13 protein-coding genes are annotated in these 14,736 nt (G+C 60.6%); 7 read left to right on the forward strand and 6 right to left on the reverse strand.

Annotation, left to right across the window (positions count from 1 at the left end):
* Positions 1-12 precede the first annotated feature (12 nt).
* Positions 13-849: an isocitrate lyase/PEP mutase family protein gene (locus AB4N85_RS00540; protein WP_252868861.1), complete on the forward strand. Its 837-nt coding sequence runs from the start codon at positions 13-15 to the stop codon at positions 847-849.
* A gap of 2 nt (positions 850-851) precedes the next feature.
* On the forward strand, positions 852-1,544 hold the full coding sequence (locus AB4N85_RS00545) for an extensin-like domain-containing protein (RefSeq protein ID WP_150636293.1): 693 nt from the start codon (positions 852-854) through the stop codon (positions 1,542-1,544).
* A gap of 3 nt (positions 1,545-1,547) precedes the next feature.
* Here AB4N85_RS00545 and AB4N85_RS00550 read toward each other — a convergent pair whose 3' ends face one another.
* Entirely contained in the window at positions 1,548-2,168 is a 621-nt protein-coding gene (locus tag AB4N85_RS00550) for a hypothetical protein (protein WP_056783179.1), read from the reverse strand.
* A 92-nt stretch (positions 2,169-2,260) separates the two neighbouring features.
* Between AB4N85_RS00550 and AB4N85_RS00555 the strand changes: the two genes are divergently transcribed.
* On the forward strand, positions 2,261-3,043 hold the full coding sequence (locus AB4N85_RS00555) for a class I SAM-dependent methyltransferase (protein WP_435406343.1): 783 nt from the start codon (positions 2,261-2,263) through the stop codon (positions 3,041-3,043).
* Between the two features lie 108 nt (positions 3,044-3,151).
* Here the strand turns inward: AB4N85_RS00555 and AB4N85_RS00560 are convergent, their stop codons facing one another.
* Positions 3,152-3,787: a TetR/AcrR family transcriptional regulator gene (locus tag AB4N85_RS00560; protein WP_252868862.1), complete on the reverse strand. Its 636-nt coding sequence runs from the start codon at positions 3,785-3,787 to the stop codon at positions 3,152-3,154.
* 94 nt (positions 3,788-3,881) lie between these two features.
* Between AB4N85_RS00560 and AB4N85_RS00565 the strand changes: the two genes are divergently transcribed.
* The 3 genes from AB4N85_RS00565 (at position 3,882) to AB4N85_RS00575 (ending at position 10,016) form a co-directional block, all read left to right on the forward strand.
* The gene (locus tag AB4N85_RS00565) at positions 3,882-4,982 is read left to right on the forward strand and encodes an efflux RND transporter periplasmic adaptor subunit (RefSeq protein ID WP_095180475.1); all 1,101 of its coding nucleotides are present in this window, start codon (positions 3,882-3,884) and stop codon (positions 4,980-4,982) included.
* Positions 4,983-4,988: 6 nt separating this feature from the next.
* Complete coding sequence (locus AB4N85_RS00570) at positions 4,989-8,057, forward strand: efflux RND transporter permease subunit (RefSeq protein WP_095180476.1); 3,069 nt, start codon at positions 4,989-4,991, stop codon at positions 8,055-8,057.
* 567 nt (positions 8,058-8,624) lie between these two features.
* Positions 8,625-10,016: a Fic family protein gene (locus AB4N85_RS00575; RefSeq protein WP_252868863.1), complete on the forward strand. Its 1,392-nt coding sequence runs from the start codon at positions 8,625-8,627 to the stop codon at positions 10,014-10,016.
* On the opposite strand, the gene AB4N85_RS00580 is transcribed toward AB4N85_RS00575, so the two are convergent.
* From AB4N85_RS00580 to plsB, 3 genes are all read right to left on the reverse strand, one after another.
* Positions 10,013-10,702, reverse strand: coding sequence for a DUF4197 domain-containing protein (locus tag AB4N85_RS00580; protein WP_252868864.1), 690 nt, complete (start codon positions 10,700-10,702; stop codon positions 10,013-10,015). The genes AB4N85_RS00575 and AB4N85_RS00580 overlap by 4 nt on opposite strands.
* Before the next feature lie 23 nt (positions 10,703-10,725).
* Complete coding sequence (locus AB4N85_RS00585) at positions 10,726-11,124, reverse strand: YbaY family lipoprotein (protein ID WP_137215256.1); 399 nt, start codon at positions 11,122-11,124, stop codon at positions 10,726-10,728.
* A 119-nt stretch (positions 11,125-11,243) separates the two neighbouring features.
* Positions 11,244-13,745 (reverse strand): glycerol-3-phosphate 1-O-acyltransferase PlsB, encoded by a 2,502-nt coding sequence (gene plsB / locus AB4N85_RS00590; RefSeq protein ID WP_122610711.1) that lies wholly within the window; start codon positions 13,743-13,745, stop codon positions 11,244-11,246.
* Positions 13,746-13,981: 236 nt separating this feature from the next.
* On the opposite strand from plsB, the gene AB4N85_RS00595 reads away from it, so the two are divergent.
* On the forward strand, positions 13,982-14,191 hold the full coding sequence (locus tag AB4N85_RS00595) for a cold-shock protein (protein ID WP_016771489.1): 210 nt from the start codon (positions 13,982-13,984) through the stop codon (positions 14,189-14,191).
* Positions 14,192-14,328: 137 nt separating this feature from the next.
* Here AB4N85_RS00595 and AB4N85_RS00600 read toward each other — a convergent pair whose 3' ends face one another.
* Positions 14,329-14,706 carry a hypothetical protein gene (locus AB4N85_RS00600; RefSeq protein ID WP_252868865.1) on the reverse strand — a complete coding sequence of 126 codons (378 nt, stop codon included), beginning with the start codon at positions 14,704-14,706 and terminating at the stop codon, positions 14,329-14,331.
* Between the last annotated feature and the right edge of the window lie 30 nt (positions 14,707-14,736).

A 14,736-nucleotide genomic window follows, 5' to 3' on the forward strand; every position in this document is an offset into this window, starting at 1 on the left:
GGGAGGCCGTCGATGAACGTCCAAGTCAGTCAACAGCAACGCCTCAAAGCCCAAGCCTTCAAAGCCCTGCATGATCGCCAGGGGATCTTCGTCATCCCTAATCCGTGGGATGCCGGCTCGGCGAAGATGCTCGCCGGTCTTGGCTATCAGGCCTTGGCCACCACCAGTGCCGGTTACGCGTTTTCCCAAGGCAAGCCTGATGGCGCGTTGAGTCTCGACGAGACCCTGGCCAATGTCCGCGCGATTGTCGCGGCTACGGATCTGCCGGTGGCGGTGGACCTGGAAAACGGCTTTGCCGATGATCCGGTCGAGTCTGCGCAGAGTCTGTTGCGCGCCGCCGAAGCGGGCGCGGTGGGCGGGTCGATCGAAGACGCTACGGGACGTCCGGACGCGCCGATCTATTGCTTCGAACACGCCGTTGCACGGATTGAAGCCGCTGTCGCGGCGGTGCGCACCCTGCCGTTTCCTTTCGTCCTCACCGCTCGCGCGGAAAATTACCTGCACGGCAACCCCGATCTTGACGACACCATTCGCCGCTTGCAGGCATTCGCCGAAGCGGGTGCCGACGTGCTCTATGCGCCGGGTTTGCGCAGCGCCGAAGAAGTGCGCGCAGTGGTGCAAGCGGTGGCGCCGAAACCGGTCAATGTGTTGATGTCTGGCGGTTTGAAACTGACCGTGCAACAGCTCGAGGAACTGGGCGTCCGGCGGATCAGCACCGGCTCGGCACTGGCGCTGGCGGCGTTCGGCGAGTTCTTCCGCGCGGCTGAGGAAATCCAGCAATCCGGCACCTTTGGCTTCACGTCACAGTCGATGCCGTATGCCAAGGCCAATCAACTCTGCAAGGACTGAGCATGGGACGTTGGCTGTTCTGGGGGGTGTTGCTCGCGATCGCTGGTGGCGCGGTGAGTGTCTGGCGTGGCTGGCTGGACGTGCCGCCGCAGTGGAACCCGTGGGCGCCATTGGACATTAAAGCCGCGCCCAACTGGCTCACCGGTTACAAACTCATGCGCCTGCGCAGTGATCCCGAGCTTTGCGCACAGGCATTGAGCAGCTCGGATCTGCGCGTCAGCCCCCAGGCCGACAGCCCCGGCGCCAAGTGTCCGCTGGTCGGTGCTCTGCGGGTGCATGGCGGTGGAGTGGCGCTGAGCAGCAGTTTCATTGCCAGTTGCCCGCTGGCGGTGGCGTACGCGATGTTCGAACACCACACCCTGCAACCGGCCGCGCAATCGGCTTATGGCCAGAAGATCGCGCGTGTCGATCACCTCGGCAGCTTTGCCTGTCGCAATGTCTACAACCGTGAGAGCGGTGCCCTCAGTCGACATGCCAGTGCCGACGCGCTGGACATTGCCGGTTTCCGTTTGGCTGGCGGACGCACGATCAGCGTGCTCAGGGATTGGCCCAAGCAAAACCAGGACGCAGAGTTTCTCCGCCAACTGCGCGACGGCGCCTGTGAGTCATTCAGTGTGGTGTTGAGTCCGGACTACAACGCCGCCCATCGCAATCACTTTCATGTCGATGTCGGGCGCTGGAGCGTGTGTCGCTGAGAATCAGGCAGCGAGGCGCAGGTTCTGCAGAACGATCGGCCGAGCCCAGCCATTATCGAAGTCCAGAGCTTTCTGCTGCTCGACGATTTCTTCCGGCGGGAACGGCGGGTAAGGCTTCTGAAGCAAGTCCAGATCGAACTCGGCAATCGGCAGGTACAGCGGACGTTTCTGCGGCGCAGGGCCTGGCTCCGGCACTGGCTGGCCATTGTTGATCACAATCGGGCGTACCCAGCTGCTGTCGAAATCCTGTTGCTCTTGCTGGGCTTTGAGCTCTTCCGGCGGGAACGGTGGGAACGGCTTGTCCAGCAGCTCCATTTCGAACTCGGCGATCGGCAGGAACAGTGGCTCCGGCGGGCGAACCTGGGTTTCAACCACGTCGCACTCACGCTGGCTGACGATGTGCGCGTGCAGCTCGCTGCCAACGGTCGGTTCTTCCGGGCTGTTCAGGTCAACCGGTGGAAACGTGCCACAGGCAGGCACCACTTCACTCGTCTGTTCGGCCAGGGCCTGGGCAAAGAAATCCTGCCACAGGTGACTGACGCCGCTCAGTGCTTGAGTGTTATGACGGCTAAAGTCGCCATGGGGCGAAACGTAGCCAATCGATGTGGGAAGAATGCCTGACATTTTTTTCGGTTGACGCTCAGCTCTGGCAAAATGCGCGTTGAATGGTTTATCGGCGGTTTTTGTCAATCCTTAACTTTTTTGAGCGTTTTTTCATGATCGAGTCACCTGCGGCCTGCCGCATCCATGTCCAGGCCCTCGCCCCGACGTTTCAAGCACAAGCCGCACACTGGGCCGAACGTCTCGGCCTGCCGCTCGGCGAGGCGGACGGCGAGTTCGTCTTGCAGGTCGGCGAGCAGGGTTTGCAGTTGCAGCAGCTTGGCCCGGATGCGCCTGGACCGGTGCGGGTCGACTTCGTCGAAGGCGGCGCGGCGCATCGTCGTTTGTATGGCGGCGGCAGCGGCCAGATGATTGCCAAGGCTGTCGGCATCGCCCAAGGCGTTCGCCCGCGTGTGCTGGATGCCACGGCGGGCTTGGGCAAGGATGCATTTGTGCTGGCCAGTCTCGGTTGTGAAATGAGCCTGATCGAGCGTCAGCCGCTGATCGGCGCACTGCTTGAGGACGGCTTGGCGCGGGCGGCGGAAGATTTCGACGTGGCGCCGATCGTGGCGCGGATGAAATTGCTTAAGGGCAACTCCATCGAAGTGATGCGCAGTTGGGAAGGGGAGGCGCCGCAGGTGATCTATCTCGACCCGATGTTCCCGCATCGCGAGAAAACCGCGCTGGTGAAAAAGGAAATGCGCCTGTTCCGCCCGCTGGTCGGTGATGATCCGGATGCACCGGCCCTGCTTGAAGCCGCGCTGGCGCTGGCCACGCACCGGGTGGTGGTCAAGCGCCCGCGCAAGGCACCGTGCATCGAAGGGCCGAAACCGAGCCATGCGCTGGATGGCAAATCGAGCCGGTATGACATTTATCCGAAGAAAGCGCTGAAGCCCTGAGACCGCGTCGCCCCATTCGCGAGCAGGCTCGCTCCCACAGTAGGAAATGCATTCCAGTGTGGGAGCGAGCCTGCTCGCGAAGCGGTCTGCACAAGCACCGCAAAACTGTCAGGGTTTGTAAGCCCGCATAAACAACCCCACCACCTCCCGCACATGCCGCTCCGCTTCCTCTCCGGTCAGCGGCTCGCCGCAGCCATACAACAAACGAAAATTTCCCGCCCCTTTGATCAGGCAGAAGAAGTGCTCGGCGGCGTTGCGTGGCTGGTCGATGCTCAGCGCGCCGGTTGCATGGATTTTCGCCAGCAGACCTTCCATGCCGTTGACCACGCGCTCTGGGCCGGCCTCGAAGAAGATCAGCGACAGCTTCGGGTCCTGACTGCCCAGCGCCATGATCAGGCGGTGCAGGTTCACTGATTCATCGCTGTTGATCAGTTGGTGAAAGCCCCGGGCAATGTTCAGCAATACATTTTCCACCGCGATGCCGTCCGGCAATTCGAAGAACAGCGGCGGCAATTGTTCCTCGCATTTCGCGACGACGGCAGCGGAGAACAGCGTCTCCTTGTCGTTGAAATGGCTGTAGACCGTCAGCTTCGACACGCCCGCCTCGCTGGCCACCGCGTCCATGCTGGTGTTGGCGTAGCCATGGCAGAGAAACAGGGTTTTCGCCGCATCCAGGATCGCCTGGCGCTTGGCCAGATCCTTGGGGCGGCCCGGGCCGTTTGAAGCTGAAAGATTGTTCGACATTCTTCGCTTTTAATACTGGACTGGTGAGTTTGCTATTAATACCATACCCGCCAGTATAAATATTCCAAGCCTCATTCGCGAAAGGTCCGTCACCATGTACCGCCATGCGTTGTCCTTTGCCGTGCCAGTCAGTCTGGCGTTCCTGTTATCGGCGTGCGGTCAGGAAGAGGTGACCAAGGTCACCGTACGCCCGGCCATGGTGGTACAGCCCGAGCCTTCGGCGCAGGCGATGGAAAGTTATCCGGGCGAGGTGCGTGCCCGTTATGAGCCTGATCTGGCATTCCGCATTGGCGGCAAAGTCAGCCGACGACTGGTCGACGAAGGCCAGCGCGTCAAGGCCGATCAACCACTGGCCGAACTCGACCCGCAGGATGTGCGCCTGCAACTGGAAGCCACCCGCGCGCAGGTCGCTGCCGCCGAGGCCAATCTGAACCTGGTCCGCGCAGAACGGGATCGCTATAAAACCCTGATGGATCGGCAGATGGTCAGCCGCTCGGCCTACGACAATGCCGAAAATCTATATCGCTCCGGCGAAGCCCGCCTTAAACAAATCAAAGCTGAATTCAACGTTTCGACCAACCAGGCCAGTTACGCGGTACTGCGTGCGCCACAGGATGGCGTGGTGGCCAAGCGTTCGGTGGAAGTCGGCCAAGTGGTCGCCGCCGGGCAAACCGTGTTCACCCTCGCCACCGATGGTGAGCGCGAAGTGTTGATCAGCCTGCCGGAGCAAAGCTTCGGCCGCTTCAAGGTTGGTCAGCCGGTTACCGTGGAATTGTGGGCACAGCAAAATCAACGCTTCGCCGGGCAGATCCGCGAGTTGTCACCGTCCGCCGATCCGCGCTCGCGCACTTTTGCCGCGCGTATCTCGTTCACCAGCGGCAAAGTGCCGGCTGAACTGGGGCAGAGCGCCCGGGTGTTCGTGCAATCGGCTGACAGTGTCTCGCTGTCGATACCGCTTTCCGCGCTGACCGCTGAAAACGGCGCGACCTACGTCTGGGTGGTCAACGGCAACAACACGTTGAAGAAAACCCCGGTGCGGGTCGGTCCGTTCGGCGAGAAAAGCGTGGCGGTGCTCGAGGGGCTCAATGCCAGCGACTGGGTAGTGGCTGCCGGCGTTCATGTGCTGCTCGACGGCCAGCAGGTGCGGCCGGTGGATCGCTCCAACCGTGTGGTCAATCTGGCGAACAAGGAGTAAGCCCCGATGCGCTTCAACCTCTCCGAATGGGCGTTGCGTAATCGCCAGATCGTACTGTTCCTGATGCTTTTGCTCGCCGTTGTCGGCGCGTTGTCCTACACCAAACTCGGCCAGAGTGAAGACCCGCCGTTCACTTTCAAGGCGATGGTCATTCAGACCCGCTGGCCCGGCGCGACCGCGCAGGAGGTCTCGCGCCAGGTTACTGAACGGATCGAAAAGAAACTGATGGAAACCGGCGAGTACGAACGCATCATGTCGTTCTCCCGCCCCGGTGAATCCCAGGTGACCTTCATCGCCCGCGACTCGATGCACTCCAAGCAAATCCCCGATCTCTGGTATCAGTTGCGCAAGAAGGTCGGCGATATCCGCCAGACCTTGCCGCCGGGAATTCAGGGGCCGTTTTTCAACGATGAGTTCGGCACCACCTTCGGCAATATCTATGCGTTGACCGGTGACGGTTTCGACTACGCCGTGCTCAAGGATTACGCCGACCGCATCCAGATTCAACTGCAACGGGTCAAGGACGTTGGCAAGGTCGAACTGCTTGGGTTACAGGACGAGAAAATCTGGGTCGAGCTGTCCAACGTCAAACTCGCCACCCTCGGCTTGCCGCTGGCGGCAGTGCAGCAGGCGCTGGAAGAGCAGAACGCGGTGTCCACGGCGGGGTTCTTTGAAACCGGCAGCGAGCGCTTGCAGCTACGCGTCTCGGGGAATTTTCAGACAGTCGAAGAGATAAAGAACTTTCCGATCCGCGTCGCCGATCGTACGTTCCGTATCTCCGATATCGCCGATGTGCGTCGCGGTTTCAGCGACCCACCGGCGCCGCGCATGCGTTTCATGGGCGACGATGCGATCGGTCTGGCCGTGGCGATGAAGGACGGCGGCGACATTCTGGTGCTGGGCAGGGCGCTGGAGGGCGAGTTCTCGCGGATCCAGAAAAACCTCCCGGCCGGCATGCAGTTGCGCAAGGTGTCCGATCAGCCGGCAGCGGTAAAAACCGGCGTCGGCGAGTTCGTCCAGGTGTTGGTCGAAGCGCTGGCGATCGTCTTGCTGGTGAGCTTCTTCTCCCTCGGCGTGCGCACCGGCATGGTCGTCGCGCTGACCATTCCGCTGGTGCTGGCGATGACCTTCGCCTGCATGTATTACCTCGGGATCGGCCTGCACAAGATTTCCCTCGGTGCGCTGGTGCTGGCGCTGGGTCTGCTGGTGGACGATGCGATCATCGCCGTGGAAATGATGGCGATCAAAATGGAGCAGGGCTTCGATCGCATTCGCGCGGCGAGTTATGCCTGGACCAGCACCGCATTCCCGATGCTTACCGGCACGCTGATCACCGCCGCCGGCTTCCTGCCGATTGCCACTGCGCAGTCCGGCACCGGTGAATACACCCGCTCGATTTTCCAGGTGGTGACCATTGCCTTGCTCGCGTCGTGGGTCGCGGCGGTGATGTTCGTACCGTATCTGGGGGAAAAGCTCCTGCCGGATCTGGCGAAAATTCACGCGGCAAAACACGGCACTGGCGATGGTCAACCGGATCCGTATGCGACGCCGTTCTATCAGCGCGTCCGGCGTCTGGTGGAGTGGTGTGTGGCGCACCGAAAGACGGTAATCGTGCTCACCGTGGGCCTGTTTATTGCCTCGGTGATGTTGTTCCGCTTTGTGCCGCAGCAGTTCTTCCCGGCTTCGAACCGGCTGGAGTTGATGGTCGATCTGAAACTGGCCGAAGGCGTTTCGCTGGCCAATACCACCAGCGAAGTCAAACGCCTCGAAGCGCTGCTCAAGGAGCACGCCGGCATCGACAATTACGTGGCCTACGTCGGTACCGGCTCGCCGCGTTTTTACCTGCCGCTGGATCAGCAACTGCCGGCGGCGAGTTTTGCCCAGTTCGTGGTGTTGGCAAAAACCATCGAAGAGCGTGAAGCGCTGCGCAGCTGGTTGATCGAAACCCTCAACGAACAGTTCCCGGCCCTGCGTTCGCGGGTCACCCGTTTGGAAAACGGACCGCCGGTTGGCTATCCGGTGCAGTTCCGCGTCACTGGCGAGCACATCGAAGAAGTCCGTGCGTTGGCGCGCAAAGTGGCGGCAAAGGTTCGCGAGAATCCGCACGTGGTCAACGTGCATCTGGACTGGGAGGAGCCGAGCAAAGTCGTCTACCTGAATATCGACCAGGATCGCGCCCGCGCCCTCGGTGTGAGCACGGCCAATCTGGCGAAATTCCTGCAGAGTTCGCTGGTCGGCTCGACGGTCAGCCAGTACCGCGAAGACAACGAATTGATCGAGATTCTGCTGCGCGGCACCGTGCACGAGCGCACTGAATTGTCGTTGTTGCCGAGCCTCGCGGTGCCGACGGATAACGGTCGCAGTGTGGCGTTGTCGCAGATTGCCACGCTGGAATACGGCTTCGAGGAAGGCATCATCTGGCACCGCAATCGGCTGCCGAACGTGACGGTGCGCGCCGACATTTACGGCAAGGAGCAACCGGCGACGCTGGTCAAGCAGATCATGCCGACGCTGGACCCGATTCGCGCCGAATTGCCCGATGGTTATCTGCTGGATGTCGGCGGCACGGTGGAGGATTCCGAGCGCGGGCAGAAGTCGGTGAATGCCGGGGTGCCGATGTTCATTGTCGTGGTGTTGACCTTGCTGATGGTGCAGTTGCGCAGTTTCTCGCGCACGGCGATGGTGTTTCTCACCGCGCCACTGGGTCTGATCGGGGTGACGTTGTTTCTGATGGTGTTCAGGCAGCCGTTCGGGTTTGTGGCGATGCTCGGGACCATCGCGTTGTCCGGGATGATCATGCGCAATTCGGTGATTCTGGTGGATCAGATCGAGCAGGATATTGCTTCGGGGCTCAAGCCCTGGCAGGCGATTATCGAGGCTACGGTTCGGCGCTTCAGGCCGATTGTGTTGACGGCGCTGGCGGCGGTGCTGGCGATGATTCCGCTGTCGCGCAGTGTGTTTTTCGGGCCGATGGCGGTGGCGATCATGGGTGGGTTGATTGTTGCGACTGCGCTGACGCTGTTGTTTTTGCCGGCGTTGTATGCGGCGTGGTTTCGGGTGCGTAAGGAGGCTTGAGGTTTTTGTGTCGTGGCGGCCTTCGGGCCGACCATGACGTGGGGTTTTGGGTGTATATCCGTTGCTGTGGGTGTTGCTGATTACGGTTCCGCCCTTACGGCGGGTCACCTTTTTCAAACGCCAAAAAGGTAACCCAAAACGCTTGCTCCTGCGTTCGGCCCTCGCAGGCTCGGTTCCTTCGCTGCGGGATCGATCCGGGCGCAGCGGCTCCGGTTTGCTTCGCTGCACCTACACTCGCTGTGTACGACTGCGTCGTACGGTCGCTGCGCTCCCACGCCCGGATCAATCCCTCCACTCAGCCTTCCGACGTCGCCGGTGGATCAAGATCAAAAGCGGTACTCGAGCTTGCGCTCATTGTTGAGTGGGGCGGCTTTGCCGCGGGCAGCTACGCTGCTTTGCTTTTGTGGGAGCGAGCCTGCTCGCGAAGGCGGTCTGACAGCCAATTCATTTCGAATCGCCAATTCACGCTGCCTTCCTACAGCTTTTTCAGAATCCTCCGATCTTGAGGCGCTGGCCGTCCAATGCTGTACTCCGGGTTCTGCTTTTCCGAGTCCTTGAGTCTGTCTGATGAAGAAACCACCGACATTAGCCGGCAGAACGGATCCTGTTTTCGACCTGTTGGCCCGCTCGCCACACAAGCAACGACTTGCGGATTATCTGGCGCTGCTCAAGCCGCTCGATGATCATGGGCGCTACTTGCCATTCGAGGCGTTGCGCTTTCGCTGGGCGGCAGGGTTGGACGCGAACCTTTGTTGGGCGTTGGTGAAGAAGGCGCGGGCGGCCCAGTACATTCATTTGTTGCCCTTGGGCGAGCCGGTGCAGTGGGGCAAATACGTGCCAACGCCGTTGGCGCAGAAAACCTTGGCTGTGGTGGATCGTTACGCCAGTACGGCCGCGCTGGATTACATGACCAGTCAGCTCGGCGAGCGGGCGCATTTCTCTTGTCTGCTCAATGACCTGATCGAAGACGAAGCCATCGCCAGTAGCCAGTTGGAGGGCGCGGCGACTACCACGCGCGTAGCCAAGGACATGCTCAAGCATCAGCGCCAGCCGCGGACGCCAGATGAGCGCATGGTCATGGGGAATTATCGAATGATGAATTTCGCTTGGGAAAAGCGTTATGAACCTCTGAGCATTGAGCTGATTGCAGAGATCCATCGAGTGGGTGTGGAGGGGATCGATGACGGGCAGTATTCCCCCGGATTGTTCCGGACCAATGATGAGGTGGTTGTTCAGGATGGTTCAGGCAACACCGTGCACCGACCACCTCCTGCTGCAGGATTGGTTGCGCGGTTGGCGAGGCTGTCCGCCTGGATCAACCGGCCCGCTGCCTCGATTCTGGACAAAAATTATCTGCATCCACTGACCAAGGCCGTGACGCTGCATTTCGCCATGGGTTATGAACATCCATTTCGCGACGGTAACGGACGGGTCGCGAGAGCCTTGTTTTACTGGTTCATGTTCAAACATGAGTTCGCGGCGTTTCGCTACATTGCGATCAGTCTGCTGCTGCGCAATGCACCGGTGAAATACGGACGCTCCTACCTGCACACCGAGGCAGATGAGCTGGATCTGACTTATTTCATCGAGTTTCAATGCGCGGTGATTTTGCGAGCCGTGGTCGGTTTTATAACTGTGTACCGCAAGAGTCTGGCAGACACTCAGGACTTTGAGCGCTGGCTGACGAGCTCTGGCGTAATTGCTCAACTGACGGAACGGCAGCGCGCGGTGTATCAGGTGGCTCAAAGCGGGGAGGCGAAGGAGTTTACGGCGAGCAATGTCGCGGAAAATTTTTCCTGCTCGGGTAGCGAGGCGGCGTCGATTCTGGAAGAGCTGGACCAATTGCAGCTTTTTGAGAGAAGGAAGATGGGGCGGGAGTGGGTGTTTTTTTTACGTAGTTCTTTACGTGGAGGCAAGCATGGGAGCGAATTGAATCGCCCCCATGTTGTAACGACTTAAAGCGTACCAAACACTTTCTTCGCCAGACTCGTCGCCGCAGCGGCCGGGTTCTGGCGGATGGTTTCTTCCTGTTTGCCGATCATCTCGAACAGGCCATTCAGCGCTTGCTCGGTGACGTAGTTCTCGACATTGGCGCTCTTCGCGTCCACCACGCCAAACGCAGCGGCCTGGCCCGCGAAGGCGTTGTACTTCTGCGCGACGCCGACCTTGTCGGTGGCTTGCTTGACGATGGGCAGGAATTTCGCGCGGATCTGTTCGCGGCTGGATTTGTTCAGGTATTGGGTGGCCGAATCATTGCCGCCGCTGAGGATGCCTTTGGCGTCGGCCACGCTCATTTTCTTCACTGCATCGACGAGGATTGGCTGGGCCTGGGTCACGGCGGATTCGGCGGCTTTGTTCATCGCGTTTTCCAGTTCTTCGACCTGGGCGCCCATGCCGAAGGCTTTCATCTTGCTCGCGGCTTTGCCGAGTTTGCCCGGCAGTTCGATTTTCACTTCGGGGTTATTGCTGAAGCCGCCCGGGGTGCCGAGTTGTTTCACGGCGATCTGGGCGCCTTGGGTCAGGGCGTCCTTGAGGCCGCCGGTGGCGTCTTGCTGGGACAGGTCGCTGAGCGACAGGGCCAGGGCGTTGGCGGAGATCAGCAAGCCGGCGCAGGCGGCGGCGAAGCGAAGGGTAGGGCGGCGCATGGCGTCTTCCTTTGGCGAGTGGATTAACGAACGGCGTCGACGCGGATTTTCAGCGGCTGCGGGTCGTTGCCGTCGAGTTGCACGGCGTGGTTTTCGGTGGTGATGAACATCAGCTCGCCGTTGACTTCAATGCGTGCGCTGATCGAATAACGATGGCCGGGTTTGACCTGCGCCGGATCGTAGCTCAAATGAAACGGCAGCGGCACCTGGCCTTTGATCGGGCCGTTCTGTTGGTCGAGGACGACGGCCGGTGCATCGGCCAGCGACACATCTTGCAGGCTCACGCTCAGAGTCGCGCTCGGGGGCAAAGCGATGCGTTGCAGGTAGAAGACTTCGCCGTCGAGGCTGGCCTTGCCGGCGGGTGTGGTTGATTGGCAGGCGCTCAGCAGCGTGGCGGCGGCGAGGGTCAGCAGTTTTTTCATGGGTGAATCTCCTTTCAATGTGGGAGCGAGCCTGCTCGCGAAAGCGGTGGATCAGTCAAAATAAATGGCGACTGACACTCCGTCTTCGCGAGCAGGCTCGCTCCCACAGGGGTAAGGCTTCAAGCCTCAGGCTGTGGCGTGATCTGATCCGCCGCATCTTCACTGCGGTGCAGCGCGACCTGGCGGATCGACAGGCGAATCTCCGCCGGCAGCACGCGTTTGGCCGCGCCTTCGGCCAGCTCGCCGAGCAGTTCGTGGTAGCTGAGCTTGCCGGCTTCGTCGCGGCGCAGGACGTCGAGGTCGAGCAAGGTCTGGATGAAGTGGCGGAACAGGCTCTTGTCGAAGAATTCCGGCGCATTCAGGCCATGGAGGATCGACAGACGCTGGGCCATGACCGTGCAGAGGTCTTCCAGCTCTTCGGCGCTGATGCTGTTCTGGCCGCTGTTGAGTAGCAGGGACACGGTCATGTAGAAGCGCTGCAGGGTCTGCGCGATGCTTTTCGACAGCAGTGTCAGCAGCACGAAATGCCGCGAACTCGGCGCCGGGCGCAGGTAAACGTCCTTCTCGAAACGCAGCAGGCCCTGCTCGACGAACGCTTCCAGCCATTGATCGATCACCGCGTCGAGTTCGTCCAGGCTCCAGCGGATGAACAGCTCCGATTGCAGGTACGGATACAGCGCGCGGGTGTAGCGCAGGATCTGCTCGCGGCTCATGCGCGAGGTGCTCTGGAAGAAACTCGCCAGCAACGACGGCAGAGCGAAAATGTGCAGGACGTTGTTGCGGTAGTAAGTCATCAGGACCGCGTTCTGCTCGTCCAGATACAGAATCTTGCCCAGCGCATCGTTCTGCTCGGCGAGCAGATCCATGTCTTTCACATGCTCGATCAGCGCACGGCCATCGCCTTCCGGCAAGGTGGTGTGTGGCGAATACGGGACCTTGCGCAGCAGCGCCAGATACAGGTCCAGCACCCGCGCCATGGCCCGATCATCCAGGGCCAGGCGCGTGGTCGACAGCAGTGCCAGCGCTACCAGATTGACCGGGTTGATCGCCGCCGCTTCATTGAGATGTCGGGCGACTTTCTCGCCGAGGCGGTTGGTGGTTTCGTTGAGCCACGCCGGTTTGAATTGCGGGCCGAGTTCCTGCTGGCGCCAGTCCGGTTGCTCGGCGTCAAGGAATTCCGCCAGTTTGATCGGCTCGCCGAAGTTGACCGCGACCTGACCGAAGCGCTGCTTGAGCGCGCCGATCACTTTGAAAATATCGAAGATCGACTCTTTCTTTTTGCTCGCGCCGCGCAGCTCACCGAGGTAGGTGCGGCCTTCGAGCACGCGCTCGTATCCGATGTACACCGGCACGAACACGATCGGCATCCGCGACGAACGCAGGAAACTGCGCAGAGTGATCGCGAGCATGCCGGTTTTCGGTTGCAGCATGCGCCCGGTGCGCGAGCGCCCGCCCTCGACGAAATACTCCACCGGGAAACCTTTGGTGAACAGCGTGTGCAGGTATTCGTTGAACACCGAGGTGTACAACGGATTGCCCTTGAAGGTGCGGCGCATGAAGAACGCACCGCCGCGACGCAGCAGGCTGCCTATCACCGGCATGTTCAGGTTGATCCCGGCAGCAATGTGCGGCGGGGTGAGACCGTTGCGGAACAGCAGATAGGAAAGCAGCAGGTAATCGATGTGGCTGCGATGGCACGGCACGTAGATCACTTCGTGACCCTGCGCGACGTTCTGCACACCTTCGATGTGATTGACCTTGATACCGTCGTAGATCTTGTTCCAGAACCAGCTCAGCACCACTTCGAGAAAACGGATCGCGGTGTAGGTGTAGTCCGAAGCAATCTCGTTGCCATAGCGCAGGGCCTGGGCCTTGGCTTTTTCCGGCGAGATTTTTTCGCGCTCGGCTTCGTCGAGGATCGCCTGTTTGACCAGCGGCTGATTGAGCAGGCCTTTGACCAGATTGCGCCGGTGGGAAATGTCCGGGCCGATCACCGCAGCTTTGAGGTTGCGGAAGTGCACGCGCAGGATGCGCTGGGCCATGCGCACGGTGCGCTCATGACCCTTGTTGTGATCGATCAGTTCGCGCAGGTGGATCGGCGCGGAAAACTGCACGCGGGTTTTACGCCCGAGGACGATGATGCTCAGCAGCCGGCGCAGGCGTCCGGTGACTGCCCAGCTGTCGGCGAACAACAGTTTCCACGGGCTGTTTTCGCTGTCTGGCGACTGGCCCCAGAACACGCTGACCGGAATGATCTGCGCGTCTTCGGCAGCGTTCTGCGTCAGCGCGCTGACCAGGCGGGTGAGAGTCGGCGGCGCGCCGCGCTTGTCCTGGCGCCCGAGCCAGTCCGGGTCCGGCGTCAAATAGAAAAACGCCGCTGGTTCGATGAGTGAACCCACCGATACCGCCAGCACCGGGCGTGGCAGACCGGCCTTGGTGCACTCGGTGTCAACCACCGCCAGATCGGTCAGCGAAGGGTTTTGCAGGACGTAGAACACCGGACGACTGCGGTCGAGGTTAAGAGTGAACGACGACTGATTGATGGTCTCGGAGCGAACCCAGAGATACAACAGGCGGCGCAGGGTGCCAAACACAAGACGGCGGAACGGGGAACGGGTCATACGGCTTCTGCGTGAGTGGATAAAACCGAGCAGGCGCTCGGGGCGGACAGTTTGCCGTATTAGGCGAAAATCGGCAAAAAAGCGCCGAAGTAATCTCCTGTTGAGAGTTTCCGCACCTGTCATATACTCGGCGCTCTGTTGCCGGTGCCCTGTCATGGACGTCGGACGCAGGCTGACGTTCCTCTAAGGCTTTCCTGCGAAAAGCCCGTTCAATAATAAAAAAGGAGTATGAACAGATGGCAACACGCGAAACCGGCAACGTGAAGTGGTTCAACGACGCCAAAGGCTACGGCTTTATCCAGCGCGACGACGGCGTGGACGTGTTCGTGCACTACCGCGCGATACGCGGCGAAGGGCACCGCTCGCTGACCGAAGGTCAACAGGTCGAGTATGCGGTGATCACCGGCGAGAAGGGGTTGCAGGCTGAGGATGTTGTAGGCCTGTAACACAAACCTCCAGAACGCCAAAACCACTGTGGGAGCGAGCCTGCTCGCGAATGCGGTGTATCAGTCACCATTCATATCGACTGACACTGCGCATTCGCGAGCAGGCTCGCTCCCACATGGGCTCTACGTTGCCCTGATTACACGGTCTTCCAGGTGATCTCTTCTTCTCCGTCTTCGCTGATGCGAATCCAGCGATCGGCGCTTTCTTCACCTTCTTCTTCGACCCACGTCCCCGGTGCACAACGCACCTCGACGTTCAGCGCAGCAAACGCTGCGCGGGCGCAGGCGATGTCGTCGTCCCAGGGGGTCTGGTCGCTTTCCAGGAACAGGCTGTTCCACTTGCCCACGGCTTTCGGCAGCCAGGTCACCGGCACGTTGCCGGCCTTGCACTTGTACGTCTGGCCTTTCTGCACCCAGTCGCTGCACGGGCCAAGCGCTTGGCCGAGCCAGGCGGCGATGGCCTTGTGGTCGACGTCGGCGTCTTTCAGGTAAATCTCGATGTCCGGTTGGCGCATGGATGTCCTCACTGCGGGTCTGAAAAATCC

The sequence above is a fragment of the Pseudomonas sp. H1_G08 genome (genome assembly GCF_054681355.1).

What these genes read in the sequence shown, in the direction of transcription:
- AB4N85_RS00540 (WP_252868861.1), top strand. Translation starts at nt 13, where the DNA reads ATGAACGTCCAAGTCAGTCAACAGCAACGCCTCAAAGCCCAAGCCTTC.
- plsB (WP_122610711.1), bottom strand. Translation starts at nt 13,745, where the DNA reads ATGACCCGTTCCCCGTTCCGCCGTCTTGTGTTTGGCACCCTGCGCCGC.
- AB4N85_RS00565 (WP_095180475.1), top strand. Translation starts at nt 3,882, where the DNA reads ATGTACCGCCATGCGTTGTCCTTTGCCGTGCCAGTCAGTCTGGCGTTC.
- AB4N85_RS00585 (WP_137215256.1), bottom strand. Translation starts at nt 11,124, where the DNA reads ATGAAAAAACTGCTGACCCTCGCCGCCGCCACGCTGCTGAGCGCCTGC.
- AB4N85_RS00545 (WP_150636293.1), top strand. Translation starts at nt 852, where the DNA reads ATGGGACGTTGGCTGTTCTGGGGGGTGTTGCTCGCGATCGCTGGTGGC.
- AB4N85_RS00555 (WP_435406343.1), top strand. Translation starts at nt 2,261, where the DNA reads ATGATCGAGTCACCTGCGGCCTGCCGCATCCATGTCCAGGCCCTCGCC.
- AB4N85_RS00570 (WP_095180476.1), top strand. Translation starts at nt 4,989, where the DNA reads ATGCGCTTCAACCTCTCCGAATGGGCGTTGCGTAATCGCCAGATCGTA.
- AB4N85_RS00560 (WP_252868862.1), bottom strand. Translation starts at nt 3,787, where the DNA reads ATGTCGAACAATCTTTCAGCTTCAAACGGCCCGGGCCGCCCCAAGGAT.
- AB4N85_RS00580 (WP_252868864.1), bottom strand. Translation starts at nt 10,702, where the DNA reads ATGCGCCGCCCTACCCTTCGCTTCGCCGCCGCCTGCGCCGGCTTGCTG.
- AB4N85_RS00595 (WP_016771489.1), top strand. Translation starts at nt 13,982, where the DNA reads ATGGCAACACGCGAAACCGGCAACGTGAAGTGGTTCAACGACGCCAAA.
- AB4N85_RS00575 (WP_252868863.1), top strand. Translation starts at nt 8,625, where the DNA reads ATGAAGAAACCACCGACATTAGCCGGCAGAACGGATCCTGTTTTCGAC.
- AB4N85_RS00600 (WP_252868865.1), bottom strand. Translation starts at nt 14,706, where the DNA reads ATGCGCCAACCGGACATCGAGATTTACCTGAAAGACGCCGACGTCGAC.
- AB4N85_RS00550 (WP_056783179.1), bottom strand. Translation starts at nt 2,168, where the DNA reads ATGTCAGGCATTCTTCCCACATCGATTGGCTACGTTTCGCCCCATGGC.